This is a genomic window from Pseudomonas sp. Mn2068 (assembly GCF_049319725.1).
Taxonomy (GTDB): Bacteria; Pseudomonadota; Gammaproteobacteria; order Pseudomonadales; family Pseudomonadaceae; genus Aquipseudomonas; species Aquipseudomonas gingeri.
In genome coordinates this window covers 12,512-39,461 of sequence record NZ_JBMOUG010000002.1, presented here as the reverse complement: position 1 = coordinate 39,461, position 26,950 = coordinate 12,512, and the positions used below count along the sequence as shown (strand labels likewise).

22 protein-coding genes are annotated in these 26,950 nt (G+C 64.5%); 9 read left to right on the top strand and 13 right to left on the bottom strand.

From position 1 onward, the window contains the following. The first annotated feature begins 7 nt into the window (after window positions 1–7). From ACL9RJ_RS04790 to ACL9RJ_RS04755, 8 genes are all read left to right on the top strand, one after another. Window positions 8–952 (top strand): DUF58 domain-containing protein, encoded by a 945-nt coding sequence (locus ACL9RJ_RS04790; protein WP_017127864.1) that lies wholly within the window; start codon window positions 8–10, stop codon window positions 950–952. After that, window positions 949–1,443 (top strand): DUF4381 domain-containing protein, encoded by a 495-nt coding sequence (locus ACL9RJ_RS04785; protein ID WP_017127863.1) that lies wholly within the window; start codon window positions 949–951, stop codon window positions 1,441–1,443. The genes ACL9RJ_RS04790 and ACL9RJ_RS04785 overlap by 4 nt, the downstream gene beginning before the upstream one ends. Continuing rightward, window positions 1,436–2,512, top strand: coding sequence for a vWA domain-containing protein (locus ACL9RJ_RS04780; protein ID WP_017127862.1), 1,077 nt, complete (start codon window positions 1,436–1,438; stop codon window positions 2,510–2,512). The genes ACL9RJ_RS04785 and ACL9RJ_RS04780 overlap by 8 nt, the downstream gene beginning before the upstream one ends. Further along, the gene (locus tag ACL9RJ_RS04775) at window positions 2,509–4,275 is read left to right on the top strand and encodes a tetratricopeptide repeat protein (protein ID WP_212809887.1); all 1,767 of its coding nucleotides are present in this window, start codon (window positions 2,509–2,511) and stop codon (window positions 4,273–4,275) included. The genes ACL9RJ_RS04780 and ACL9RJ_RS04775 overlap by 4 nt, the downstream gene beginning before the upstream one ends. After that, window positions 4,272–5,915, top strand: a complete 1,644-nt coding sequence (locus tag ACL9RJ_RS04770) for a BatD family protein (RefSeq protein ID WP_177129295.1) — start codon at window positions 4,272–4,274, stop codon at window positions 5,913–5,915. The genes ACL9RJ_RS04775 and ACL9RJ_RS04770 overlap by 4 nt, the downstream gene beginning before the upstream one ends. Window positions 5,916–6,065: 150 nt before the next feature. Next, complete coding sequence (locus ACL9RJ_RS04765) at window positions 6,066–7,310, top strand: exonuclease SbcCD subunit D C-terminal domain-containing protein (protein ID WP_422764946.1); 1,245 nt, start codon at window positions 6,066–6,068, stop codon at window positions 7,308–7,310. After that, window positions 7,307–10,948 (top strand): AAA family ATPase, encoded by a 3,642-nt coding sequence (locus tag ACL9RJ_RS04760; RefSeq protein ID WP_422764945.1) that lies wholly within the window; start codon window positions 7,307–7,309, stop codon window positions 10,946–10,948. The genes ACL9RJ_RS04765 and ACL9RJ_RS04760 overlap by 4 nt, the downstream gene beginning before the upstream one ends. Beyond that, complete coding sequence (locus tag ACL9RJ_RS04755; RefSeq protein ID WP_177086768.1) at window positions 10,945–11,562, top strand: glutathione S-transferase; 618 nt, start codon at window positions 10,945–10,947, stop codon at window positions 11,560–11,562. Before ACL9RJ_RS04760 ends, ACL9RJ_RS04755 begins: the two co-directional genes overlap by 4 nt. A 14-nt stretch (window positions 11,563–11,576) precedes the next feature. Here ACL9RJ_RS04755 and ACL9RJ_RS04750 read toward each other — a convergent pair whose 3' ends face one another. The 12 genes from ACL9RJ_RS04750 to ACL9RJ_RS04695 form a co-directional block, all read right to left on the bottom strand. Beyond that, a complete protein-coding gene (locus ACL9RJ_RS04750; RefSeq protein ID WP_017127856.1) occupies window positions 11,577–11,783 on the bottom strand; it encodes a hypothetical protein in 207 nt (68 codons plus the stop codon). Between the two features lie 445 nt (window positions 11,784–12,228). Then, window positions 12,229–12,408 carry a hypothetical protein gene (locus ACL9RJ_RS04745; protein WP_017127854.1) on the bottom strand — a complete coding sequence of 60 codons (180 nt, stop codon included), beginning with the start codon at window positions 12,406–12,408 and terminating at the stop codon, window positions 12,229–12,231. 155 nt (window positions 12,409–12,563) lie between these two features. After that, the gene (locus ACL9RJ_RS04740; RefSeq protein ID WP_017127853.1) at window positions 12,564–13,739 is read right to left on the bottom strand and encodes a lactonase family protein; all 1,176 of its coding nucleotides are present in this window, start codon (window positions 13,737–13,739) and stop codon (window positions 12,564–12,566) included. Further along, window positions 13,726–14,019 carry a DUF5629 family protein gene (locus tag ACL9RJ_RS04735; RefSeq protein ID WP_017127852.1) on the bottom strand — a complete coding sequence of 98 codons (294 nt, stop codon included), beginning with the start codon at window positions 14,017–14,019 and terminating at the stop codon, window positions 13,726–13,728. The genes ACL9RJ_RS04740 and ACL9RJ_RS04735 overlap by 14 nt, the downstream gene beginning before the upstream one ends. Before the next feature lie 193 nt (window positions 14,020–14,212). Next, window positions 14,213–16,588: an efflux RND transporter permease subunit gene (locus tag ACL9RJ_RS04730; RefSeq protein WP_017127851.1), complete on the bottom strand. Its 2,376-nt coding sequence runs from the start codon at window positions 16,586–16,588 to the stop codon at window positions 14,213–14,215. A 35-nt stretch (window positions 16,589–16,623) separates the two neighbouring features. After that, window positions 16,624–17,658, bottom strand: coding sequence for a WD40/YVTN/BNR-like repeat-containing protein (locus ACL9RJ_RS04725; RefSeq protein ID WP_370591033.1), 1,035 nt, complete (start codon window positions 17,656–17,658; stop codon window positions 16,624–16,626). 401 nt (window positions 17,659–18,059) lie between these two features. Then, window positions 18,060–20,729: an aminopeptidase N gene (gene pepN / locus ACL9RJ_RS04720; protein WP_178992267.1), complete on the bottom strand. Its 2,670-nt coding sequence runs from the start codon at window positions 20,727–20,729 to the stop codon at window positions 18,060–18,062. A gap of 12 nt (window positions 20,730–20,741) precedes the next feature. Further along, complete coding sequence (locus ACL9RJ_RS04715; RefSeq protein ID WP_017127848.1) at window positions 20,742–21,572, bottom strand: DUF2797 domain-containing protein; 831 nt, start codon at window positions 21,570–21,572, stop codon at window positions 20,742–20,744. Then, entirely contained in the window at window positions 21,569–21,829 is a 261-nt protein-coding gene (locus ACL9RJ_RS04710; protein ID WP_017127847.1) for a YeaC family protein, read from the bottom strand. Before ACL9RJ_RS04710 ends, ACL9RJ_RS04715 begins: the two co-directional genes overlap by 4 nt. A 31-nt stretch (window positions 21,830–21,860) precedes the next feature. Continuing rightward, the gene (locus tag ACL9RJ_RS04705; RefSeq protein ID WP_017127846.1) at window positions 21,861–22,733 is read right to left on the bottom strand and encodes a rhomboid family intramembrane serine protease; all 873 of its coding nucleotides are present in this window, start codon (window positions 22,731–22,733) and stop codon (window positions 21,861–21,863) included. Continuing rightward, a complete protein-coding gene (locus tag ACL9RJ_RS04700; RefSeq protein WP_177116378.1) occupies window positions 22,730–23,704 on the bottom strand; it encodes a metallophosphoesterase in 975 nt (324 codons plus the stop codon). The genes ACL9RJ_RS04705 and ACL9RJ_RS04700 overlap by 4 nt, the downstream gene beginning before the upstream one ends. Then, a complete protein-coding gene (locus tag ACL9RJ_RS04695; RefSeq protein ID WP_017127844.1) occupies window positions 23,701–24,591 on the bottom strand; it encodes an NAD(+) kinase in 891 nt (296 codons plus the stop codon). The genes ACL9RJ_RS04700 and ACL9RJ_RS04695 overlap by 4 nt, the downstream gene beginning before the upstream one ends. A 105-nt stretch (window positions 24,592–24,696) precedes the next feature. On the opposite strand from ACL9RJ_RS04695, the gene ACL9RJ_RS04690 reads away from it, so the two are divergent. Next, entirely contained in the window at window positions 24,697–25,737 is a 1,041-nt protein-coding gene (locus ACL9RJ_RS04690; RefSeq protein ID WP_017127843.1) for a DUF1853 family protein, read from the top strand. Here ACL9RJ_RS04690 and ACL9RJ_RS04685 read toward each other — a convergent pair. Beyond that, entirely contained in the window at window positions 25,658–26,944 is a 1,287-nt protein-coding gene (locus ACL9RJ_RS04685) for an arsenic transporter (RefSeq protein WP_422764944.1), read from the bottom strand. The genes ACL9RJ_RS04690 and ACL9RJ_RS04685 overlap by 80 nt on opposite strands. Between the last annotated feature and the right edge of the window lie 6 nt (window positions 26,945–26,950).

Below are 26,950 nucleotides of genomic sequence, written 5' to 3'. Positions count from 1 at the left end.
CCCGACAATGATCACCCCCCTACCCGCCGAGCCCGGCATCCGCACCACACTCGCCGAGTTGATCGAGATGCGCCATCGCGTGCGCGAAGTGCAGCTGTTCTCGACGCCGAGCCAGCGCAGCCCGCTGATCGGCCTGCACCACTCGAAACTGCGTGGGCGCGGGGTGGACTTCGACCAGGTGCGGGTCTACCAGGCCGGTGACGATGTGCGCACCATCGACTGGCGCGTCACCGCGCGCACCCAGGAACCCCATACCAAGCTGTTCCACGAAGAACGCGAGCGGCCGATCTTCATTCTCGTGGAGCAGAGCCGGCAACTGTTCTTCGGCTCCGGACAGACCTTCAAGTCGGTGCTCGCCGCCCAGGCCGCGAGCCTGATCGGCTGGGCCGCCCTGGGCCACAACGACCGGGTCGGCGGGCTGGTCTACGGTGACAACGAGCACTACGAGATCAAGCCCCGGCGCAGCAAGCAGAGCCTGCTGCAGTTGCTCAACCGACTGGTGCGGGTCAACCAGTCGCTGCATACCGAAACCGCGGCGGACCGCGATGCCCTCGGCCTGGCGCTGATCCGGGCGCGCGAAGTGCTGCGTCCGGGCAGCCTGGTGATCGTGATCTGTGACGAACGGGCGCTGACCGATGCCGCCGAACAACAGCTGAGCCTGCTGTCGCGTCATTGCGACCTGCTGATGCTGCCGGTGTCCGATCCGCTCGATCACGCCCTGCCCGCCGCCGGCCTGCTGCGCTTTTCCGAGCGCGGCGCGCAATTGGAACTCGACACCCTGAACCCCGAGCTGCGCCAGGCCTATCGTGCCCAGGGCGAGGCGCGGGTGGCCCGCTGGGAGTTGCTGGCGCAGAAACTGCGGGTGCTGCTGATGCCCTTGAGCACCCAAAGCGAAATGGTCGAACAGTTGCGCGAATACCTCAACCCGCAGCGCCCGGGGAAACAGCCATGAGCGGCCTGGACCAGTTGCAGCCGCTGATCAGCCCGCCGGTCCAGGGGTTCTGGCCACCGGCGCCGGGCTGGTGGCTGCTGGCGCTGCTGCTCCCGCTGCTGGGCGTCGGCCTCTGGTACCTGCGGCGCTGGTTGCCAGGCAAGCGCCCGTTGCCACGCGCCGAACAGCCACTGGACCCGCTGCGGCTGGCCGCACTGGAAGAACTCGCGCGCCTGCCCAAGCCCTATGACGGCGCGCCGGCCGGCGCCTGGCTGCAACAGCTCAACGCCCTGCTCAAGCGCCTGTGCCGCAACGATTACCCCTACAGCCAGAGCCATACCCTCAACGGTCGCCAATGGCTGGCGTTTCTCGACAACCGCTGCCCGGCCGCCGGACTGACGCGCTGGATGGTGCTGGTGGAAGGCGCCTACAAACCCGAATGCAAACTCGACGACAAGGCCATCGCCGGCCTGAGCCAATCCATCGACACGTGGATTCGCAAACATGTTTGAGTTCGCCTGGCCGTGGGTCTTCGCCGTGTTGCCGCTGCCCTGGCTGCTGCGCCTGCTACTGCCGGTGGCCGACAGCGGCGAAGCGGCACTGAAGATCAGCTTTCTCGCCGACCTTGAAACCCTTGCCCGCCGTCGCGCCCGGATCAACCTGCCGGGCTGGCGCCAGCAGGCGCCCTTCCTGCTGCTCTGGCTGTTGCTGCTGGTGGCCGCTGCCCGCCCGCAATGGCTCGGCGAACCGCTGCCGATCGCTGCCAGTGGTCGCGACCTGCTGGTGGCGGTGGATGTCTCCGGCTCCATGGAGTTTCCCGACATGCATTGGCAGGACGAGGAAGTCAGCCGCCTGAGCCTGGTCCAGCACCTGCTCGGCGACTTTCTCGAAGGCCGCGAAGGCGATCGCGTCGGCCTGATCCTGTTCGGCAGCAAGGCCTATGTCCAGGCGCCCCTGACCTTCGACCGACGCACCGTGCGGATCTGGCTGGACGAAGCGAAGATCGGCATCGCCGGGAAAAACACCGCCATCGGCGATGCCATCGGCCTGGCCCTCAAGCGCCTGCGCCAGCGACCGGCGCAGAGCCGGGTACTGATCCTCGTCACCGACGGTGCCAACAACGGCGGCGAGATCGACCCGATCACCGCCGCCCGCCTGGCAGCCGAAGAACAGGTGAAGATCTACCCGATCGGCATCGGCGCCGATCCGGAACAGAGCGGCAGCCTGTCCATGCTGGGACTGAACCCGAGCATGGACCTGGACGAGCCGGCCCTCAAGGAAATCGCCCAGATCACCGGTGGCCAGTATTTCCGCGCCCGCGACGGCAATGAGCTGCAGGTGATCCGCAGCACCCTCGACAAACTCGAACCGGTGGCCCAGCAACCGACCCAGGCCCGCCCCGCCCGTGCTCTGTATCACTGGCCGCTGGCCATGGCACTGGCATTGAGCGTGCTGCTGGTGATCCGCGAGCACTGGCCGGACAATCCGCTCCAGCGCTGGCTGGCGCGCCGCCGCTTTCTGCCGCAGCACCCGGAATGGCGCCAGCGTCTCAAGCGCCTGCGCTTGCGGAGGCGTCGATGACCGCCGAATTCTGGTCAGTACTCTGGCCACACTGGTTCCGCCCCTGGTGGCTGTTGCTCCTGCCCTTGCTCGGCTGGTTGCTGTGGCAACTCTGGCATCGGCAGAAACGTGCCGGACGCTGGCAGATGATCCTGCCGCCGGCCTTTCACCGCGTGTTGCTCGGTGGTGGCAGCGGGCGCGAGAGCAAACTGCCGTGGATCGCCCTCGGGCTGGGCTGGGCGTTGGCCTTGCTGGCCCTGCTCGGGCCCGGCTGGCAGCGGGTCGAACAATCGACCCAGAAACCCTCGGACCCGCTGGTGGTGCTGCTGGAACTGACCCCGGACATGCTCGCCACCGATGTCCTGCCCAATCGCCTGGAGCAGGCCCGGCGCAAGCTGTTCGACCTGCTGCGGGCCCGCAGCGACGCGCAGACGGCGATCATCGTCTATGCCGGCAGTGCCCACACCCTGGTGCCGCTGTCCGATGACATGGGCACCAGCCGCAACCTGCTGGACGCCCTGAAGCCGTCGATCATGCCCCAGCAGGGCCATCGTGCCGATCTCGCCGTGGTCAAGGCGCTGACCCTGCTCGAACGCGGCGCGCTGGGCCAGGGACGCCTCCTGCTGATCGGCTCCTCCCTCAGCGAACAGGAACGCGAAGGCATTCGCCAGGCACTGGACGGCCAGCGTCACAGCCTGCTGATCCTCGGCATCGGCACCCGTGACGGGGCACCGGTCGTCCAGGAAAACGGTGGTTTCCTCAAGGATGCCCAGGGTGCGATCCATGTCCCGCGCCTCGACGGCCAGAGCCTCAAGGCCTTTGCCGGCGACGTCGGTGGACGTTATCGCCAGGCACGCCTGGACGAGAGCGATCTGCGCGGCCTGGGCCTGCTCGACGGCCCGCGGCATTTGCGCGACGACGGCCAGGTCGTGCAGCTCGACAGCTGGGCCGACCAGGGCTACTGGCTGCTACTGCCCCTGCTGTTGCTGGCCGCCTGTGCCGGTCGGCGCGGCTGGCTGTTCTGCCTGCCGCTGTTCTTCCTGTTCCCGCAGCCGAGCCAGGCCTTCGAGTTCAGCGACCTGTGGCTGCGCCCGGACCAGCAGGGCCTCCGCTTGCTGGAACAGCAGCGCCCGCTGGAGGCGGTCAGGCACTTCGACGACCCGCAGTGGCAGGGCCTGGCCCTCTACGAGGCCGGCGACTACGTGGCCGCCGCGCGCAAGTTCGCCGAGGGCGACGATGCCAATGCCCATTACAATCGTGGCAATGCCCTGGCCCGCAGCGGCGAGCTGGATGCCGCCCTGGACGCCTACGAACAGGCCCTGGAGCGTCAGCCGGACTTGCGCCCGGCGCTGAGGAACAAGGCCCTGGTGGAGCAGATGCTCGAGGAAAAACGCGCCCGGGCGGCGGCGGAAGCGGACAAGCCCGCCGACACCACGGAAACCGGCGGCGAACCGCCTGCCAGCGCCCACGATGCGCAGGCCGGCGACGCGCCTCCCGGCCAGCAGAGCAACAGCACCGCGACGCCCCAGGACCACACCTCGCCCTCGGGCACGGAATCAGCCGAGACCACGACCTCGCCGACAGGTGATAATGACGTGCCGGGCAGCGAGCTGGGCGACGAGCAGACCACCCGGCCACCTCTGCGCAATGCCTCGCAGAATATCGACGGCGAGCAGCGCCAGGCCCTCGAACAATGGCTGCGGCAGATCCCCGATGATCCGGGCGAACTGCTGCGGCGCAAATTCTGGTACGAACAACAGCTCCATCAGGACAAGACCCGATGACCACCCGCTTTTCCGTTTTATTGCTGTGGCTGCTGTGCGGGATTTTGCCGGCCTACGCCGATGGCCTGGTCGCCAGCGTCGACCGCACGCGCCTGAATTCCGGCGAGTCGGTGGAGCTGACCCTGGAATCCAGCGATGTCACCCAGTTCGGCAAGCCGGACCTGGAGCCGCTGACCAGCCAGTTCGAGGTGCGCGGTACGCGCCAGGTCAACCAGCTGACGACCCTGGGCGGCGACAAGCAGGCGACCACGCGCTGGATCATCACCCTGACCCCGAAACTGAACGGCAGCGTGGTGATCCCGCCATTGCAACTGGGCGAACTGAAAAGCCAGCCCATCACCCTGCAAGTGGTACAGAGCGAGGAACAGGACGCGGCCAACAGCCTGGCGCCGGTGTACATCGAGGCCAGCCTCGACCAGGACAGCGTCTACGTCCAGGCCCAGGCGGTGCTGACCCTGCGCATCTACCATTCGGTGTCGCTGTATGACGACAGCAGCCTGAGCCCCTTGCAGGTCAGCGATGTGCGCATCGAGCAACTGGGTGAATCGCGCACCTACGAAAAGCTGATCAATGGCGTACGCCATGGCGTCATCGAGTTGCGCTATGCGCTCTACCCGCAGCACAGCGGCAGACTGACCATCCCCGCGCAGGTGTTCAGCGCGACGCTGGTGGACGTCGGCCAGAACCAGGGCCAGGTCGCGACCGCCCCCAAGCCCGGCAAGCTGATTCATGTCAGCTCGGCGCAGATGACCCTCGACGTCAAGCCGCAGCCCTCGACCTGGCCTGCCGATATTCCCTGGCTGCCGGCCCGCAGCCTGAGCCTGAGTGAAAGCTGGAGCCCGGAGCCCGAGCACAGCCAGGTCGGCGATTCCCTGACCCGCAGCCTCACCGTCAAGGCCGAAGGCCTGTCCAGCGCCCAGTTGCCACCGCTGCCGGCGACCACCGTCAATGGCTTGCGGCGCTACCCGGACCAGCCGCAATTGAGCAACCAGAACAGCGAACGCGGACTGATCGGCAGCCGTGAAGAGCGCGAGGCGCTGGTACCGACCCACAGCGGCAGCTTCGAATTGCCCGCGGTGACGGTGGTCTGGTGGAACACCCACGAAGACCATATGGAACGCAGCAGCCTGCCGGCGCGGACCCTGCAGGTGGTCAACAACCCGAGCCTGGCGGTGGACACACCGGTGAGCAGCGTGCCGGGAAACATCGCGGCGGATGCGGCGAGCCTGTGGATCTGGAAGCTCAGCACCGTGCTGCTGGCCTGCACCACCCTGCTCGGCTTCGGCCTCTGGTGGCGGGCACGCTCGCAGCCGGCGGTACACCGCGCCGCGCAAACCGGTCCGAGCCCGCGTACCCTGCTCGATGATCTCAAGCGCACCTGCCTGGCCAACGACCCCCAGGCCACACGCCAGGCCCTCGACGCCTGGGCCCGCCAGCAGCCGGAAACCCTGGCCGAGATGGCCGCGCGCTTCGTGCCGCTGTCCGATGCGCTGGATGGCTTGAACGGTGCGCTGTACAGCGAAACCGGCCTGCACTGGCAGGGCGAGGAGTTGTGGCGGGTGATCCGCGCCATCCCGGCGGCCGAACGGGTGCAGGACCCGGTGGGTGACAGCGGGCTGCCGCCGCTCTACCCGAAATAACCCGCCGAACGGGCTGTTGCAGGAGCGGGCTTGCCGGCGATGGCGGTGCCAAGCCCATCCAGCAACTTCCGGTATTTACCAGTAGACTTGACGGTCTTTCGCGCCGCCACCTTGTCTTGAGCGGTCGCCACCGTCTTCGCGGAGTTTGCCTTGCGCCTGTTTCATACCTCCGACTGGCACCTCGGCCAGAATCTTCATGGCCAGGAGCGGGATTTCGAACACGCCTGCTTCCTGACCTGGCTGCTCGCCCAGCTCGCCAGCCAGCAGCCGGATGTACTGCTGATCGCCGGCGATATCTTCGATACCGTCAACCCGCCGGTCAAAGCCCAGGAACGCCTCTACGACTTTATCGTCAGCGCCCACGAGCAACAGCCGCTGCTGACCATCGTGATGATCGCCGGCAACCACGACTCCGGCTCGCGGATCGAACTGCCCGCACCGCTGATGCGGCGCCTGCGCACCCATGCCCTGGGCCGGGTACTGTGGCTCGATGACGGCCAGCTCGACAGCGAACGCCTGCTGATCCCGTTGCCCGACGCCAGCGGCGACATCGCTGCCTGGTGCCTGGCCCTGCCTTTCCTGCGCCCGGCCGAAGTCACCGGTACGCAACTGGGCGACGACTACCTGCGCGGCATCGGCCAGGTCCACCGCTGGCTGATCGCGGCGGCCAATGCCAGACGCCAGCCGGGACAGGCCCTGGTCGCCATCAGTCACGCGCACATGGCCGGCGGCTCGGTCTCGGAAGACTCCGAGCGCAGCCTGATCATCGGCACCGCCGAAGCCCTGCCCGCCAGCCTGTTCGATGCCAGTGTCAGCTATGTCGCCCTCGGCCACCTGCACAAGCCGCAGAAGGTCAACGGTGAGGAGCGCATTCGCTACTGCGGCTCGCCGATCCCGCTGTCGTTCTCGGAAATCGGCTATCAGCACCAGATCCTCGATATCGTCCTCGACGGCGAGACCCTGGTCAGCGTCGAACCGCGATTGATCCCGCGCGCAGTGAACCTTCAACGCCTGGGCCCGTTGCCGTTCGCCGAGATGCTGGAAAAGCTCGCCGAGCTGCCGAACATCGACCTGCTGGCCGACCTGCAACGCCAGCCGTGGCTGGAAGTACGGGTGCGCCTCGACGAGCCGCAACCGGATCTGCGCCAGCAGGTGGAAACCGCCCTGCAGGGCAAGGCGGTGCGCCTGGTGCGTATCGCCGCCGAATATGCCGCAGGCAGTGCGCGCGACGGCGAGGACGAAGACGGGCGGTTGATCGATCTCGACCAGCTCAGCCCCCAGGAGCTGTTCAGCCGCGCCTGGCAGGACAGCTATGGCAATGCCGTCGACGAGCAGACCCTCAACGACTTTGCCGTGCTCTTGCAGGAAGTCCAGCTGGAAGGCGAACAACCATGAAGATCCTCGCCATTCGCCTGAAGAACCTCGCTTCCCTGGCCGGTCCGTTCGAGCTGGACTTTACCGCCGAGCCGCTGGCCAGCGCCGGCCTGTTTGCCATTACCGGGCCGACCGGCGCCGGTAAGAGCACCTTGCTCGACGCCCTCTGTCTGGCGCTGTTCGGCGCCGTGCCACGCCTGAACAACGCCTCGCGGGACGCCAAGGTGCCGGACGCCGACGGTGAGATCGCGACCGGCGACCCACGCACCCTGCTCCGTCGTGGCACCGGCGCCGGCTTTGCCGAAGTGGATTTTGTCGGTATCGACGGTCGCCGCTACCGTGCCCGCTGGGAAGCCAACCGCGCCCGGGACAAGGCCAACGGCAAGCTGCAGGCCAGCCGCCAGAGCCTGCGCGACCTCGACAGCGACCAGTTGCTGGCCAGCCAGAAAGGCGAATACAAGGCCCAGCTGGAAACCTGCCTGGGGCTGAACTTCGAACAGTTCACCCGCGCCGTGCTGCTGGCCCAGAGCGAGTTCAGCGCCTTTCTCAAGGCCGACGACAACGAACGCAGCGAACTGCTGGAAAAGCTCACCGATACGGCGCTGTATACCCGCCTTGGTCGCCGCGCCTTCGACAAGAGCAAGGAAGCCCGCGAAGCCCACAAGCAGCTGCAGGATCAGGCCAGCGGCGTCACGCCATTGGCCCCCGAGGCCCGCGCCGAACTCGATGAGCGCTTCAACGCCGCGCAGCAACAGCTGGAACTGCAGAAGGCGCAACTGCGCCAGCTTGAACAGCAGGATGCCTGGCTCAAGGAACTGCGCCAGTTGCAGGACACGCAACAGGCCGCCGCGGAGCAACTGGACAGCGCCCGACAGCAGTGGCAGGGCCTGGCCGACGAACGCCTGAAACTGACACGCCTGGAGCAACTCGCCCCGCAACGGCATCAATTCGCCCGCAAGGTTGAAGTCGATGCACTGCTGACCCCCCTGGCGGCGCAGATCGCCCGCCACACCCAGCAACGCGGCGAACTGAGCCAGCGCCAGACCCAGCTGGAACAGAATTTCGCGGCTGAGCAAGAGGCCTTGAGCACCGCGCAACAACAGCAAAGCGCCGCGGCGCCGTTACTGCGCCAGGCCTTCGATGAACAGAACAGCCTCACGCGCCTGGCGAGGGAGGCCCTGCTGGGCGCGCAAGCACAAGAAGCCGCCGAACAGGCCTGCATCGAGGGCCAGAAGGCGATTCAAACCCTGCTCGACCAGCAACAGCAAGTTGCCGGCCGCTTGCAGCGTATCGCCGGCGAGCTGGAGCAAAGCGTCCACCTGGCCCCCTTGAGCGACGCCTGGAACGCCTATCGCGATCGCCTGCAACAGCTGATGCTGATCGGCAACCGGTTGAACCAGGGCCAGGCGGAACTGGCCAACCTCGAACACACGGCCCGGCAGGCCACTCAGGCCCTGGCCGAACAGAAACAGCAGTTGGAAGTCCTGTACCAGGAAGCCAGTGCCGAGCCGGACGCCGTCGCCGAACAGATCGGTATCCTTGGCGGTCTGCTGCAGGACAACCGCAAGCAACTGCGCGCCATCGAAGACCTGACACGACTCTGGTCCGACCAGCAGGAACTGGATAAACGCGCCACCGAGTTGCAGCAACGCCAGCTCCAGGCCCAGCAGGAGCGCGAGCGCCTGACCCAGGACGGGGTCAAGGCCAAGGCCGAACTGGCAGTGGCCGAACAGACCTTCACCGTCACTCGCGAGCTGCTGGAGCGTCAGCGCCTGGCGCGCAGTGCCAGTGTCGAAGAACTGCGCGCGCAGCTGCAGGATGACCAGCCGTGCCCGGTCTGCGGCAGTCATGAACATCCTTATCATCAACCCGAAGCGCTGCTGCAGAGCCTCGGTCGTCATGACGAAAGCGAACAGGCCAATGCCCAGGCCGCGGTGGACATCCTCAAGGAAAAGCTCACCGAGCTGCGCACCGAAGTCGGCGGACTGATTGCCCGGCAAAAGGAACTGCTGCAGCAGCAGGAGCAACTGGCGACCCGGCAGCAGGCCCTGGCACCCAGCCTCGAAGCCCACCCGCTGGCCACGCAACTGCTGGACCTGCAAGCCGACCAGCGCGACGCCTGGCTCGCCCGACAGGCCAGCCAGTTGAACCACAGCCTGACCCAGGACGAGCAACGCCAGAATGCCCTGCTCACCCTGCAACAGGACGCCGCCCGCCTGACCCAGCAACTGCGCCAGACGGAAGCCGCCCATCAGCAGGCCGCCCAGCAGTTGAGCAACCAGCAGCGGGAACTGACCAACGACCGCCAGCGCCTGGACGAAGAGTTGCAGGCCTTCGCTTCGCTGCTGCCGGCACCGATCCTGGAAGCCCTGCGCAACGAACCGGCGGCGACCTTTATCCAGCTCGACCGGCAGGTTGCCGAGCGCCTGCAACAGCTTGAGCAACAGCGCGACGAGCTCGCCGAGCAGCAACAGCGCCAGCAGACCCTGGAAAAGGAACAGGACCGCCAGCAGACCCGCATACAGCAACTGGAAACCGCCCGGCAGCACTTCAACACCCTGGCCGAACAACAGCAGGCCAGCCAGCATCAGCTCGGCCAGTTGCTCGGCGAGCACACCAGCGCCGAGCACTGGCAGCAGCAACTGGAACAGGCCGTGGAACGGGCCCGTCTGGCCGAAACCGCTACTGCCCAGGCACTGCAGGAGGTTCGCACGCAGCTTGTGCAAACCACCGCCGAACTCAAGGCGCAACAGGAGCGCCTGGAGACGCTGGAGCATGAGGCCCGTGAACTGGCCGGCAGGATTGCCGACTGGCGCACTCGCCATCCCGAGCTGGACGATGGGGGACTTGAAGCCCTGCTCGGTCTTGATGACGGCCAGGTCGGCGAACTGCGCCAGCGCTTGCAGCACAATGAAAAAACCATCGAACAGGCCAAGGTCGTGCTGCAGGAACGCGACCAGCGCCTGCTCGACCATCAGGCGCAACACAACGGTAACCTCGACGCCGGGCAACTGGCCGCGGCGCTCGCCGAGTTGCAGGCACAGTTCGGCGTGACCGAACAGCACTGCGCCGAATTGCGCGCCGAGCAGGCCGACGATCAGCGCCGGCAGAACGCCAACCAGGCCCTTGCCCGGCAGATCGCCGAGGCCTATGCCGAGTATCAGCGCTGGGCGCGCCTGGATGCCCTGATCGGCTCGGCCACCGGCGACCGCTTCCGCAAGCTGGCCCAGGCTTATAACCTCGACCTGCTGGTCCATCACGCCAACGCCCAGTTACGGCAACTGGTACGTCGCTATCGCCTCAAGCGCGGTGGCAGCATGCTCGGGCTGCTGGTGATGGACACCGAAATGGGCGACGAACTGCGCTCGGTGCATTCATTGTCGGGCGGCGAGACCTTCCTGGTATCGCTGGCCCTGGCCCTGGGGCTGGCGTCCATGGCATCGAGCACGCTGAAGATCGAATCGCTGTTTATCGATGAAGGCTTTGGCAGCCTCGACCCGGAATCCCTGCAACTGGCGATGGATGCCCTCGACGGCCTGCAGGCACAGGGACGCAAGGTCGCGGTGATTTCCCACGTACAGGAAATGCACGAACGGATCCCGGTGCAGATCCAGGTACGGCGCCAGGGCAACGGGCTGAGCACCCTGGAGGTGAAATGAAGCCGACCCTCTATTCCTTCCGGCGCTGCCCCTACGCCATGCGCGCCCGCATGGCGCTGCGCTACTCGGGGGTGGCGGTGACCATCGAGGAAGTCAGCCTCAAGGCCAAGCCGGCGGCGATGCTCGCGCTGTCGGGCAAGGGCACGGTACCGGTGCTGGCCTGCGCGGAGGGTCGGGTGATCGAGGAAAGCCTGGAGATCATGCACTGGGCCCTGGCGCAGCATGATCCCGAAGACTGGTTGCTCAGCCACGATCCGGCGGCGGCCGAAACCGCTGCCGCGCTGATCGATGAGAATGACCGGACATTCAAGCAGAGCCTGGACCGCTACAAGTACGCGGTGCGTTATCCGGAGTTTTCCATGGAACATTACCGGGCCGCGGGGGCGCTGTTCCTGGATAAGCTGGAAGGACTGCTACAGCGCAATGGCTACCTGGTAAGCGCTCACCCGAGCCTGGCGGATATCGCCCTGGCGCCCTTCGTCCGACAGTTCGCCCATGTCGACGCGGCGTGGTTTGCACAAGCCCCCTACCCCCATCTACAAGCGTGGCTGGAACGCTTTCTCGCCTCGGAGTTGTTCAACGCGGTGATGGTAAAGCCGTCGGCCGATCACTGAGGGTGGCGGACGCCCTATACCCCGGACTCGGCGTTGTGCTGAAGCGCGCCGACGGACTGGGCCTTGTGTTCGGATTGAAGGGCCGGTGCCGCTACCTGCAGCGAGGTCTCGCCCGCGCCATGGGTCAGGGACGACAGGCTGACGATCACGACCATCGCGACATACAAGCCGATAGCGAGGTAGGCGCCGTGTCTGGCGGAAGTCAAAAGAGTGCTGGCCATGGTTTTCTCCACAGGCGGATGGCAGGCCTGTAGAGTCGATCATAACCGCTGAAATAAGTAGCCAACTATCTAAATAGTCGCTATCAGCAATATTAATCGTCGCGCGTGACGATCAGTCGTCCAATAGCACAGGCGCAGGTCCGTGCAGGCTTTCGCCCGTTTCGGCAATGGCGGCGGACAGGATAGGCGTGGAATAGAGAAACAGCAGCACGACGGCCAGACGCATAACCATGGTGTTGATCCCTGTGTGGGGTGGGAGTCAATAAATCAGCGTCAAATTTAAACATATGGCCATATGACATGACGATAGAAATTCCATCCATCACGTCAAACGCAATGACGCACACGGCAACGCCGGAGCGAATTCACTCTTTTGACCGGACAGTTATAAAACCATCCAACCGAATGAGTGCATTCGATCCGGCGTTGCAGTGTGGTTCAGCGCTCAGTGTTGAGCTTTGTGATCCAGGGCGGCGTAGAAGTTGGCGCTCTGTTGCAGGTATTTCGGGGTGTAGCTCTGGGTGTGGGCTTTTTTGTCGGTGATTTCGCTGTTGGCACTGGCTGGCAGGGCAACGGTAGCCGAGATAGCGGAAGCGGCGATGATGGAGAAGAGATTGAAGTTCATGGGTAAATCCTCGAATGTCAGTTGGCTTGCTTGCCCTTTCAGGCCGTGAGTCAAAAGTACATCCGAGGGTGACCTCGTTGAAATTCATTGCAGCAGTAGCGGATATCAGCGTCATTAATAGAAGTGCAAGTCCCTGATAACACAGGGACCGCGGTCTATTGTCGCAGCAGGAAACCGAGGTAGCTCGGGGCATCGAACGGCAGGTTCTGCACGGTCTTGCCGAGCAGGCCGGTGTTGCTGTCACGCTCGATCACCACGATCTCGTTGCTCTTCTGGTTGGCCACCAGCAGGAATTTTCCGCTCGGATCCAGGGTGAACTCCCGCGGATGATCGCCTTCCACCGAACGCCGCTGTACTTCCTTCAACTCGCCGCTGGCCGGGTCGATGGCGAACACCAGCAACTGGTTGGCGGTACCGCGATTGCTGACATAGAGAAACTTGCCATCCTTCGAGGCGTGCAGCGCTGCGGCGGCCTTGTCCGAAAGCGGCTGCTGGTCCGCCAGTTCGACCCGCTGTTTCTGGGTCAGCTTGCCGTCCTGGTAATCGAACACGGTGATCTGCGCGCTCATTTCCGTGGTCAGCCAGGCGTGCTTGCCATCGGCGCTGAACAGCAGGTGGCGCGGTCCACTGCCCGGCGGCAGCTGGACGAAGGCCGGTTCGGCCGGTGTCAGCGGCATTTCCGGGTTGGCCTTGGGGTCATAGCGGTAGACAAAGATCTTGTCCGCCCCCAGGTCGTTGGCGAAGACAAAGCGTCCGTCCGGCGACGACACCACCGAGTGCACGTGGGCCGACGCCTGGCGCTCCAGGTTGACCAGGCTGGCCGGATGGCTGCTGAGCTGGACCGGCGGCGACAGCTTGCCCTTGGCATCCACCGGCAACACCGCCAGGCTGCCGCCCGGATCTTCCAGCACCGAATAGTTGGCGACGAACAGATAACGCTGGTCGCCGCTGAGGCTGGAATGGGTCGGTTCGTTGCCCAGGCTCTGGACCTGGTTGATCAGCTTGAGCTGATGGCTCTTGGGATCGATGGAATAGCTGCTGACGCGGCCGACCGGGTCTTTCTGGCCAGGACCGTTCTCATTGACCACGTACAGCCGGCGCTGGTCGGCGGACAACGTCAGCCAGGACGGGTTCCCGGCCTTGACCACCTGCAGCGGCCTGGCGTCGAGCTTGCCGGTGCGGCTGTCGAACTGCAGGCGATAGATGCCTTCGCTCTTGCCCTGGGTGTAGGACCCCACCAGCAACTGTTCGGTGTCGGCGGCTGCCGACAGGACCGGCATGGCCCCGACACTCCCGGCCATCAGCAACGGCCAGAATTTACGCATCATCATGTTCTTCGTCCTCTTGTTCCCTGGCGCTGAAGGCGCTCAGGCAGGCCAGCCGGTACTCGCTGGAATCGTCGCTCACCGTCCAGAGCTGCCGGGTCTCGTCGAAGGTCGCGGCCTTGAGCTGGGCCTGGGTGAAGCTCCAGCGCTTCTCGGCGCGGCCATCCATGCATTCGATCAGCAGGCGGTTGTCATCGAGGGTGAAGTCGAAGGCGTGCAGGCCGTCGACTTCGAGCATGTCACAGGTGGCGAGGGCATTGAGCAGGGTGTCGGTGGCGACGGTCATAACGTTCTATCGTATTTGGGAAAGGGCTAATGATAGGCGATATCGCCGGGCAGTGAACGCCCAATACCTCTTGCGCGCGGGGTTGTGTGGAAGCGATGTGGGAGCGGGCTTGCCCGCGAAGCTTCTGGCGCCCTTGAGGGCGCCTTCGCGGCGGAGCGGCATCCCGACAGGCCCGCTCCCACAGGTCGATCACTCAGTGGGAAAACAACGAGCCGCCCACCTTGCCCGCCAGTTTCTCCGGCTTGATCAGGAACCGCGCCAGGGCCGGCAGCAGCCACAGGGCACCAAACATGTTCCACAGCAGCATGAAGGTCAGCATCAGGCCCATGTCGGCCTGGAACTTGATGGCCGAGAAAATCCAGGTGCAGACACCGATCGCCAGGCACAGGCCGGTGAACAGTACCGCCTTGCCGGTGGATTTCAGGGTCTGGTAGTAGGCTTCCTGCAAGGGCAGCCCGGCGCGCAGGAAGCTTTCCAGGCGACTGTAGATATAGATCCCGTAGTCCACGCCGATCCCCACGCCGAGCGCCACCACCGGCAGGGTCGCGACTTTCACGCCGATGCCCATGAAGGCCATCAGGGCGTTGCCGAGTACCGAGGTCAGCACCAGCGGCAGGACGATGCAGAGGGTCGCCGCCCAGGAACGGAAGGTGATCATGCACATGGTCGCGACGCAGATATACACCAGGATCAGGATGGTCAGCTCCGACTCCTTGATCACTTCGTTGGTCGCCGCCTCGATCCCGGCGTTACCGGCGGCGAGAAGGAATTCCAGGCCGTCCTTGTTGTTCTCCCTGGCGAAGTCCTGCACCGCATGCACCGCCCGGTCAAGGGTCGCGGCCTTGTGGTCGTTGAGGAACACCAGCACCGGCGCCAGCGAGCAATTGTTGTTGTACAGGCCGTCGGCCCGGGCGATGGAGTTGTTCAGCACATCGGGGTTGCGCGACAGGGTTTCCCATTTCAGGTTGCCCTCGTTCATGCCCTTGATCATCTGCTTGGACACGGTCACCAGGGAGATCGCCGACTGCACGCCCTCGGTGTTCTGCATCTTCCACATCAGTTCGTCGATCGGTGCCATGGCCGCATAACGCGAGCAGCCTTCGGCCGCGGTCTTGACCATGACCACCAGCACATCGGAACTGGTGGAGTAGTTGTTGATGATAAAGCTGTTGTCCTTGTTGTAGCGCGAGTCGGGACGCAGCTCCGGCGCACCCTGGTCGAGGTCGCCGATCTTCAGGTTCTGGCTGTACCAGAGGCCGCCACCGAAGGCCAGCAGGGCCAGGACGATGGACACCGGGGCAACCTTCGGGCTGGCGAAGTTCGACAGCAGGCGCCAGAACGAGTGTTCGCGGGTCGCGTCCTTCTTGCTGCGCTCGACGGCCTTCTTGCTGATGCCGACATAGGAGATCGCCACCGGCAGCAGGATCAGGTTGGTGAACACGATCACCGCCACACCGATGGAGGCACCGATGGCCAACTCGCGGATCACGCCGATATCGATGATCAACAGGGTGATGAAACCCACGGCATCGGCCAGGATCGCGATCATTCCCGGCAGGAACAACTGCCGGAAAGTCCGCCGCGCCGCCGTCAGGGCGTTGTCGGCGTCACTGGATTGCAGGGCGATACCGTTGATTTTCTGCACGCCGTGGGAAATGCCGATGGCGAAGATCAGGAACGGCACCAGCATCGAATACGGGTCCAGGCCGAAGCCGGCGGCGTGCATCAGCCCCAGTTGCCAGACCACCGCCACCAGCGTGGTGATCAGCACCGCGATGGTGCTGCGGATACACCAGGTGAACCAGTACAACAGCACCAGGGTGATGACAAAGGCCACGCCGAAGAACAGCACCACCATGATCAGGCCGTCGATCAGGTCGCCGACTTTCTTGGCGAAACCGACGATATGGATCTTCACATTGGGGTTCTGCGCTTCGAACTTGTTGCGGATCTTCTCTTCAAGCTGGTGGGAGAACTTCTGGTAATCGAGGGCCAGCAACTTGCCCTGGTCCTGCGGGTCCGGGTAGGACTCCAGCAACGGGATATCGACGATGCTCGACTTGAAGTCGTTGGCCACCAGGCGCCCGACCTGGCCGGACTTGAGCACGTTGTTGCGCAGTTGTTCGAGGCTGTCGGCCGAACCGTTGTAGCTCTGCGGGATCACTTCACCACCGGCGAAGCCCTCCTCCGTCACTTCGGTCCAGCGCACGCTGGGGCTCCACAGCGACTTGAGGCCGGAGCGGTCGACGCCGGAGATGTAGAACACCTCGTCGTTGACCTGTCTCAGGGTCTCCATGTATTCCTTGGTGAAGATATCGCCATCCTTGGCCTCCACCGAGATCCGCACGGTGTTGCCGAGGTTGGCGAGGTCGTTGCGGTGCTCCATCATCTTTTCAATGAAAGGATGCTTGAGCGGGATCATTTTCTCGAAGCTGGTGGAAGGCCGGATCAGCGTCGCCTGCCAGAACAGGAAAGCGCTGACCAGCAGGCAGATCACGATCACTGCCGGGCGGTTGTTGAAAATCAGGCGCTCGAGAAACGTCGCCTTGTCCTGATGATGACTGCTCATGTGAAACTCCCCGCCTTCTTGTTATTTTGCCCAGCTCACTTGGCCTGCTCGCCGCCCGTTGCCGAGGTGACGTGGGCGCCCCCCTGGCCGACCAGGATCAGGTTGCCGTTGCCGGCTGCGGTGACCGCCGATAAGGAAATACGGTCGGGACGATTGAAGACGCTGAATGTCACACCGTCATCAGTGCTGCGAATCACGCTGCCGCCGTTGCCGACGATCACCAGCGAACCGTCGGCCTGCAGCGAGCCGCCGGACAGGCCGAACTCCAGCGCACCACGGGCAGCCTTCAGTTCGACCGGCTCCCAGCTCGTGCCGAAATCGCTGGAGCGGTAGAGGTTGCCGCGCAAGCCGTAGGCCAGGAGGGTTGCCGGCTGGGCGGTGCCGATCACGCCGAACAGCGAGCCCTGGTAGGGACCGTCGAGGCGTTCCCAGGTCTGGCCCCAGTCGCCCGAGCGGAACATGCTGCCCTGCTCGCCCACGACAAAGAGCCCGGAATCCTTGACCGCGGCAATCGCGTTGAGATGGTACTGGTCCTCGTTGTCGAGACGGTCGCTGACATCTTCCCAGTGCTGGCCACCGTCGGTGGTTTCCAGCAACGCCCCGTAGGCGCCCACGGCAAAACCGGTGTCGAGGTCCTTGAACCAGACGTCCAGCAACGGCGCTTCGCGCTTGAGGTCTTCGAACTGCTTGCTCCAGGTGGCGCCGCCATCGCTGCTGGCGAGGATCTGCGCGTCATGGCCGACGGCCCAGCCGTGCTTGTCGTCGACAAAATAGACCGCCGTGAGCATCTGCCGGGTCGGCACCTTGGCCTGGGTCCAGGAGTTGCCCTGGTCATCGGAATAGAGAATGTGCCCGCGATCCCCCACGGCGACCAGGCGGGCACCGGCATGGACCACATCGAGCAGGAGGCCCTTCACGGATTTGGATGATTCGATGGAATAGACGCTGTCGGTAGCGCCTGCCCCGGCGGCGCAGGCCGGTGCGGACACCGCCGCCAGCCCGGACAGTGACAACAGCGAGGTCAGCAATACCACACGACGCCATACCGGCGGACGGCAAGAACCCGTCATAGACCTTTCCCCCATTATTATTGTTAGGTCATCCAACCTTTCAGGGCGCCTTCGAGGGCGTTTTCATTGTTGTCGGTTCGTCTGAAACCGGCAATCTAGAGCCCCTTCTAAAGCTGGAGCTATCCTATCGGGCTTTGGAATCGTCTGACAATCGACGCCACGTTATCTTTTGTTAACCCGGGGGTATCGAGGGGTGGCATGAATGATGGGGCATCAGGAGGGATGATGAACAAAGGCCACGAGCGTGGCCTTTGGTGAAAGTCTACGGAGCAGCGGCGGTCCTGCTGGCTGAATGCGCTCTACTGCAGGAGCCGACGGCCCGGCGCTCCGATTTGCCCGCGAAGGTGGCCTTGAGGGCGCCAAAAGCTTCGCGGGCAAGCCCGACTCCTACAGAGATCGGATCAGGCCAGGCTTTTGCTGACCACCTCGTAGACGTCCGCCGACAGCTCGCCCGAACCGCGGATACGCTCCAGCTCGGACTTCATCAGCGCCTGGCGGGCCTTGTCGTACTTGCGCCAGCGGGTCAGCGGGGCCAGTTGGCGCGAGGCGATCTGCGGGTTGAGGGCGTTGAGCTGGATCACCAGGTCGGCCAGGAAGCGGTAGCCGGAACCGTCCGCCGCATGGAAGTTGACCAGGTTCTGGCCGGCAAACGCACCGATCAGCGCACGCACCTTGTTCGGGTTCTTCAGGGTGAACGCCGGATGCTCCATCAATGCCTTGACCCGCTGCAGGCCGCCGGGCAGGACACTGCCGGCCTGGACGCTGAACCACTGGTCCATGACCAGCGGGTTGTCCTTGAAGTGCTCGGCGAAGCTCGCCAGGGCCAGGGCCTTTTGCGCATCGAACGGCGAGTTCACCAGCACCGCCAGCGCGGTCAGGCGCTCGGTCATGTTGTCGGCGCTCTCGAACTGCTCCAGGGTCGCGGCCAGGACTTCAGGCTTGCCGCTGAGCATCAGGTAGGACAAGGCGATGTTCTGCAGCGCGCGCCGGGCAAAATGCTCGTTCTCGGCGATATAGGCGGTCTTCTTCGACAGCTCGCGATTGACCTGGTAACGCTGCCACAGGCCGTCGAACAGCTGCTCGGCCAGTTGCTTGCGGGCGAATTCGCGGGCGTCATGGATGGCATCGACATCCGCCACTTCACTGATTTCGGTGAGGTAGGCCTCGCTCGGAAGGGAGAGCATTTCGGCAACCATGGCCTGATCCAGCTGGTCGTTACCCAGCACACTGCGCAAGGCTTCGACCAGGCGCTGGTCAAGCACCAGGGCCTGGCCCTTCTGGTGCTGGCCGATCAGATCCTGCAGCACCTGCACCGACAGTTGCTGGCCGGCATCCCAACGGTTGAAGCCGTCGGTGTCGTGCTGCATCAGGAACATCAACTGGTCGCGGTCGTACGGGAAGCTCAGCTTCACCGGTGCGGAGAAGCCGCGCAGCAGCGACGGCAACGGCTTGGCGGCGAGGCCGACAAAGGTGAAGGTCTGCTCGGCCTCGGTCACCGACAGCACGCGGCTGGTCGCGCCGGGGGCCGCCTCGCCCGCCAGTTGCAGGGCGATTTCGGCGCCCCGGGCATCCAGCAGGCCGAGTTCCACCGGGATCACGAATGGCAGTTTTTCCTGCTTGTCCGGGGTCTGCGGGCAGCTCTGGCGGAAGGTCAGGCTGTAGGTCTTCGCCGCCGCGTCGTAGCTTTCGCTGACCGCCAGGCGTGGGGTGCCGGCCTGGCTGTACCAGCGCTTGAACTGGGTCAGGTCGATACCGTTGGCATCCTCCATGGCCTTGACGAAGTCGTCGCAGGTCACGGCCTGGCCGTCATGGCGTTCGAAGTACAGGTCGCTGCCTTTGCGGAAACCTTCGGCACCGAGCAGGGTATGGATCATGCCGACCACTTCCGAACCCTTCTCGTAGACGGTCAGGGTGTAGAAGTTGGAGATCTCGATAAAGCTGTCCGGACGTACCGCGTGGGCCATGGGGCCGGCGTCTTCGGCGAACTGGTGGGTACGCAGGTAGGCCACGTCCTGGATGCGCTTGACGGTGCGCGAGTTCATGTCCGAGGAGAACCCGGCGTCGCGGAACACGGTGAAGCCTTCCTTGAGCGACAGCTGGAACCAGTCGCGGCAGGTCACGCGGTTGCCCGACCAGTTATGGAAGTATTCGTGGGCGACGATGGCCTCGACCCGCTGGTGGGCCGCGTCGGTGGCCGTTTCGGCGCGGGCCAGCACGGCGCTGGAGTTGAAGATGTTGAGGCCCTTGTTCTCCATCGCGCCCATGTTGAAGTCGTTGACGGCGACGATCATGAAGATGTCCAGGTCGTACTCGCGACCATAGGTTTCTTCGTCCCAGCGCATGGACTTCTTCAGGCTGTTCATGGCGTGCTGGCACTTGTCGATGTTTTCCGGCTCGACATAGATCCGCAGCGCCACGCTGCGTCCGGTCATGGTGGTGAAACTGTCTTCGACGCACCACAGGTCGCCGGCCACCAGGGCGAACAGGTAGGCCGGCTTCATGAACGGGTCTTCCCAGGTCGCCCAGTGCCGCCCATCTTCCTGCGGGCCGTTGCCCACCGGGTTGCCGTTGGACAGCAGGACCGGGTAGCGGTGCTGCTCGGCGATCACCGTGGTGGTGAACCGGCTCATCACGTCCGGGCGGTCGAGGTAATAGGTGATCTTGCGGAAGCCTTCGGCCTCGCACTGGGTGCAGAACATGCCACTGGACTTGTACAGGCCTTCCAGGGCGGTGTTGCTTTCCGGGTGGATACGCACGCTGGTATCGACCGTGAAGCTGGCGCTGGTCGGCTGCAGGGTCAGGTGGCTCTCGCTCAACTGATAGTCGGCGGCGGCCAGTTCGCGGTCCGACAGGCTCACCGACAGCAGTTCCAGTTGCTGGCCGTCGAGCACCAGCGGCGGCAGGCCGCCTGCGTTCTCCTCACCGTACACGGGATTGCGGCGCATCAGCAGTTGCGCATGGACCAGCGTGTGGTCCTCGAACAACTCGAAGGTCAGGTGCGTCTCGTCGATCAGGTACTCGGGGGCCTGATAGTCCTTCAGATAGATCATCTTCGGTTGTTCGGTGCGCATGGGTGCGTCCTTCTACTGATGCACGGCGAGCTGGTAGGCCGTGTACTTACGGATATTGATCACGCCGGTGTCGAAGATCAGGTATTGGCCCTTGATCCCCATCAGCGTGCCTTCGGCAATCGGGTTCTTGTCCAGATTGAAGCTGACGATCTTGGTCGGGTAGGACTCGATCGGGTAACGGATTTCCAGCGGCTCGATATCCCGGACCGGCTGGATCGCCTGCAAGCCGAAACGCTCCTGCAAGGCTAGCAGGCCTTCGGCGCAGGACTCGAACAACTGGTCGCGGACCTGCTTGAGGTCAACCGCCGGCGCATCGCCCTTGAGCAAGGCGCGCCAGTTGGTCTTGTCGGCCACCTGGCTGCGGAACAGGTCCTCGACGAAACCGGACTGCTGGCGGGTCGCCACGCGCACGATCGGCAGGGCCTGGCTGGCGCCCTGGTCGAGCCAGCGGGTCGGCAACTGGGTGGCCCGGGTGATACCGACCTTGATCCCCGACGAATTGGCCAGGTAGACCACATGGTCGGTCATGCAGAACTGCTCGCCCCAGGCCGGATCACGACAGGTCCCGGCGTCGTAGTGGCAACGCTCCGGGCTCATGATGCAGGTGTCGCACTGCGCCAGCCTGGTCATGCATGGGTAGCAATAGCCCTGGCTGAAGCTGGTCTTGGTCTTGCGCCCGCAGTGCGTGCAATGGATGGCGCCGAGAAACTCCAGGCGCAGCTTGTGGCCGATCAGCGGATTGACCGGCACCTCGCTGTCACCCAGGCGAAACGTGTATTGCGCAGTCGGTTCGTCCAGGCGGACCGACATCTTGCTGACTGCACCACGGCCAATCTCGATCAATGGATGGCATCCGACTTGAACAGGATATTCGGCACCGGTGCCGACTTCGAGGCGCACTCCTGCGGGCCCATGTAGCCGGTCCGCTCGTCTTCGGGCAGGTTCTGGGTTTCCCAGGCGATCATCGCCTGCAGCGAGAGCTCGCGCTGCTCGGCGGTCAACTTGCGGCCATCGGACCACTTGCCGATTTCCACCGCCAGTTTCAGGCTCTCGTAGATGTCGGGGGTGATGTTTTCAATCATTTCGATGAAAGAGGACATTAAAGTCTCCAGATTTTTCAAGACATTCGAATCAGGCGGCCAGTTTACGTCGGGACCACAGCCCGCCCAACAAACCGGTGAAACATCCGATGAGCAGTCCGCCGACATGGGCGCCGTTGGCGATTTCGCCGAAGCCGATCAGCGAGATCAGCCCCGAGAGGCACACCAGCAACCAGATCAGCATCATCGCCAGCACGCCACGCGGCAGGCGATAGACCGGGTTCGGCGACAGCACCTGGTAGATCCAGCAGTGTCCGAGCAGGCCGTAGAGCACGCCGGACAGACCGCCGAACAGGGTCGGGCCGCTGACGTAATATTGCGTGAAGTTCGACACCAGGCTGAACAGCAGCGTCAGCCCCAGCAGGTTGATCCCGCCCTGGCGCAACTCGATGCGCTTGCCCAGCTCCCAGTACCACATGCCGTTCATGGCGATATGCAGGAAGCCGAAGTGGATCAGCATCGGTGTCACCAGGCGCCACCACTGCCCCGCCGCCAGGCCGTCGGCCAGGGGCGTGAACTGGATGTAGTCGCCGCGCACCTGGAAATCGAGGAAAGTGAACCAGTGCAGCGTCTCCAGGTTGTCGCCGAGCAAGGTGAGCGCGGCAACGACCAGGCTCAGCAGCAGGAGCAACGCCGTCACCGGACTCTGGCGCACCTGCTGGATAAAGCTCGGGCGTTTCGCCGCCAGCGCCCTGGGCGGCACTTCCAGCTGGTTGTGCGGGTCGCCCTGGGGAAACTGCTGGTACAATGACAACACATCGGCGCCGACCGCCTCCGGCACCCACAGCACCTGCTCGCCGCCCTCCTCGCTGACCCGGTGGGGAACCTGCAGGCGTTGCAGCAACTGGACGAAACCACTCAGGTCGGTGGTCAACGGCAGGCGCAGGACAGCGGTGGCACTCATTTCAGGACCTCGGGGCGTTCGACGTCGACCCAGACGAATTTGTTCGGGTCGAGACGGGTCTCCTGGTCCAGCCGGTAGGCCGCCAGCTTGCCGTAGAGCACCGCGCTGTAATCCAGGCAGGCCAGGTTGGGGCGAATCGGCGCCGGCTTGCCACTGCGCCAGTAGTGGCCGACAAACAGCATCGGCTCATCCAGTCCGTAACGCAGCAAGGCGTTCTTTTCGGTGGAGGACAACGGCTTGCTCGCCACCCGCTCGGGCAGCGCATCGGGCTGGAACACGATATCGCCATAGGTCTGCGGATCGTCTTCCCAGAACTTGGTGCGGAAGAAGGCACGGGTGAGGCCGTCGCCACCGGTCAGGGTCAGCCCGTCCGGCAGGCGCATGTCGGTCCCGCGCAACAGGCGGTTGAACACGGTGCTGGCAAAGCTGCCGTGCACCGCCGAGGCCTGGAGGAAATGTTCGTCGATACGCCCGTCCGGATATTGCGGGCGCAGCGGCTCGATCAGGCCGGCATCCCAACAGGCATGCACCACGCGAAAACGCCCGGCATCGAGGAACAGCGGCAGTTCGTAGAACCACTGCAGGAAATCATGCCAGTCACCCGGATGCTGTTCGAACTGGGTCAGGGTTTCCTGCAGCAGGCGCGCATGGCGCGGCGTGTGTTCGCGCACGAACTGCTTGCCGCTGCCCGGCGGTGCCGCGGTGGTCCAGCCCAGGGCGTTGAACTCATGGTTGCCCATGATGCACAGCGCCTGCCCGGCCTCGACCATGTCGTGGACGATATGCAGCGCCTCGCGGATGCGCGGGCCACGGTCGATGATATCGCCGAGGAACACCGCCATGCGCGACGGGTGGCGCCAGACGCCGCCCAGCTTGTGATAGCCGAGCATGTCCAGCAGATGTTCGAGGGTATGAGCGCAACCGTGCACATCACCGATCAGATCGTAGCCACGCGCGGGATCGAGCATCAGTCGCCTCCACCACCCAACCGGCTACCCCAGCCGAGCTTGGTCCGGCAGACTTCGTAGTAGTTGTGATCCAGCGGGTGGATCAGCCGCAGCTTCTGCGATTTCTTGCTGATGGTCACCGTATCGCCCGGCGCGCAGGTGAAATGGTTCTGCCCGTCGCAGGAGACTTGGGGGTAGATCTGCATGTCCTTGGACACCACGATTTTCAGCTCACTGTTGCCATCCACCACAATGGGGCGGCTGGACAAGGTATGGGGGTACATCGGCACAATCACAATGGCATCGAGCTTGGGATGCATGATCGGGCCGCCGGCGGACAGCGCATAGGCGGTGGAGCCGGTGGGGGTGGCGACGATCAGGCCGTCGGCCTTCTGGCTGCAGACGAACTGGCCGTCGATATACAGCTCGAACTCGATCATCCGGGTCGACTTGCCGGGGTGCAGCACCACGTCGTTCAGCGCGTCGCCCTGGCCGATGGCTTCCGCGTGGCGGCGCACCTCCGCTTGCAGCAGGAAGCGGTTCTCCACCAGGTAGTGCCCGTCGAGGACCTTGGCCACTTCGATTTCCAGGTCGTCCGGACGGATGTCGGTGAGAAAGCCCAGGTTGCCGCGGTTGATCCCCAGCACCGGCACGTTGTGCCGCGCCAGCGCACGGGCGGCGCCCAGCAGGCTGCCATCGCCGCCGACGACGATGACCATGTCGCAGACTTCACCGAGCATCTTGCGTGACGAGGTCTGCAGGCCGTGGCCCGGCAGGACTTCGGCGATGGTGTCTTCGAGGATCACGTGCATGTGCCGTTCAAGCAGAAAGCGCTTGAGGCGGCGAACGGTATCCAGCACCTGCGAACTGCCCAGTCGGCCAATGATGCCGATATTGCGAAATTGCTCCATGGGGCTCCTGAAAAGGTTCTGCTGCAGGCAAAAGAACGATTATGGGCGAAAGCCGGCCCGAGACAAAATCCTTTCAGCCACGAGCCAAACGGCTATGCTCGCAGGATGATCCTGTTCCCCGGCTTGCTCAACCTTCCCCGACAGTTGCGCCACCCCGAAGTGCGCGACCTGGCCTGGGTCATCCTCGCGCCGCCGATGCTGCTCGATACGCCCTGGCCGCAGCGCCATCCGCTGGCCGGCAGCGACTGGGTCGAGGCGCCGCAACAGCTGGAACACTGGCTGCGGCAGCTGGACCGCGACAGCAGCGCCCTGCAGCACTGGCTGGCCCTGGGGGCCACGCGCCGGCTCGGGCTGTATTACGAACGGCTCTGGCAATTCGCGGTGCAGCAAGCCCCGGGGATCGAACTGATCGGCGCCAACCTGCCGATCCGGCGCGAAGGCCATACCCTGGGCGAACTCGACATGCTGCTGCGCGACCGTGATGGCGTGCATCACCTGGAACTGGCGATCAAACTCTACCTGGGGCCACAGCAGGGCCAGGGAGAGGACGCCGCGCACTGGCTCGGCCCCGGTTGCCATGATCGACTGGACCGCAAGCTGGCCCACCTGAGCCAGCACCAGTTGCCGATTTCCGCCCGTCCGGAAAGCCGCGAAGCCCTGGCGGCACTGGGCATCCAGGCCTTCAGCGCGCAATTGTGGCTCGGCGGCTACCTGCTCTATCCCTGGCCCGGCACCTCGCGTGCGCCGCGCGGCGCCCACCCGCAGCATCTGCACGGGCGCTGGCTGCATCAGCGCGACTGGGCCGACTTTCGTACCCAGAGCCCGCCGGGACGCTGGCAACCCCTGCCCCGCCATGCCTGGCTGGCGCCGGCGCACTACAGCGAGGACCAGGCCTGGACCGAGGAACGACTGGACGACTGGCTGGACCAGCTCGATCCCCTGGCCCCGGCCCAGTTGCTGGTACGCCTGAGCAAAAACAGCGAGGGCGACTGGGAGGAAGCCGAGCGGTTGTTCCTGGTGGCCGACCTCTGGCCGAATGTGCCGGGCACCCTCGACCGGGTCGCCATCAGCCCACGGACAGGCGCAACGCCAGCGCCGCCAGGGTCACCAGCAGCACCGGCAGGGTCAGGACGATCCCGACCTTGAAGTAGTAGCCCCAGCCGATGCGGATATCCTTGCGTTCCAGCACATGCAGCCAGAGCAGGGTCGCCAGGCTGCCGATCGGCGTGATCTTCGGCCCCAGGTCGCTGCCGATGACGTTGGCATAGATCATCGCGTCCTTGACCACGCCGCTGGCATGGCTGGCATCGATGGACAAGGCGCCGATCAGTACCGTCGGCAGGTTGTTCATGATCGACGACAGAAACGCCGTCAGCAGACCGGTCCCCATGGCCGCGCCCCAGATGCCATAGCCGGCGAACCAGTCCAGCCAGCCGGCCAGCCAGGTGGTCAGCCCGGCGTTGCGCAGGCCGTAGACCACCAGGTACATGCCCAGGGAAAAAATCACGATCTGCCAGGGCGCCTCGCGCAACACCTTGCGCGTGGAAATCCGATGGCCGCGGGCGGCGATCCCCAGCAGCAGCGCGGCGCAGACCGCCGAAATGGCACTGATGGGAATGCCCCGCGGCTCGAGGGCGAAACACCCGACCAGGAGAATGCCCAGCACCCACCAACCGGCGATAAAGGTCGCCCTGTCATGGATCGCGCTGGCCGGCACATCCAGTTGTCCCGGGTCGTATTGCACCGGGATGTCGCGACGGAAAAACCACATCAGGATGCCCAGGGTCGCCGCCACGCTGATCAGATTCACCGGAACCATGACTGCCGCGTAGGCGTTGAAGCCGATGCCGAAATAGTCCGCCGAGACGATATTCACCAGGTTCGAGACCACCAGCGGCAGGCTCGCGGTATCGGCGATAAAGCCGGCGGCCATGACGAAGGCCAGGGTCGCCGCCTTGGAAAAGCGCAGGGCCAGCAGCATGGCGATCACGATCGGCGTGAGGATCAGCGCCGCGCCATCGTTGGCGAACAGCGCCGAAACCAGTGCCCCCAGCAGCACGAAGGCGGCGAACAGCTTGCGTCCGCTGCCCTGTCCCCAGCGCGCCACATGCAGTGCGGCCCAGGCAAAGAAACCGGCCTCGTCGAGCAACAGGCTGATGATGATCAGGGCGATGAAGGTCCCGGTGGCGTTCCAGATGATCTGCCACACCAGCGGGATATCGCTGAGCTGTACCACTCCGCTCAACAGGGCCAGCACAGCCCCCAGCACGGCACTCCAGCCAACCCCCAGGCCCTTGGGCTGCCAAATCACCAGGGTGATGGTCAGGAGGAAAATCAGTGCAGCAATCAACATGGACAA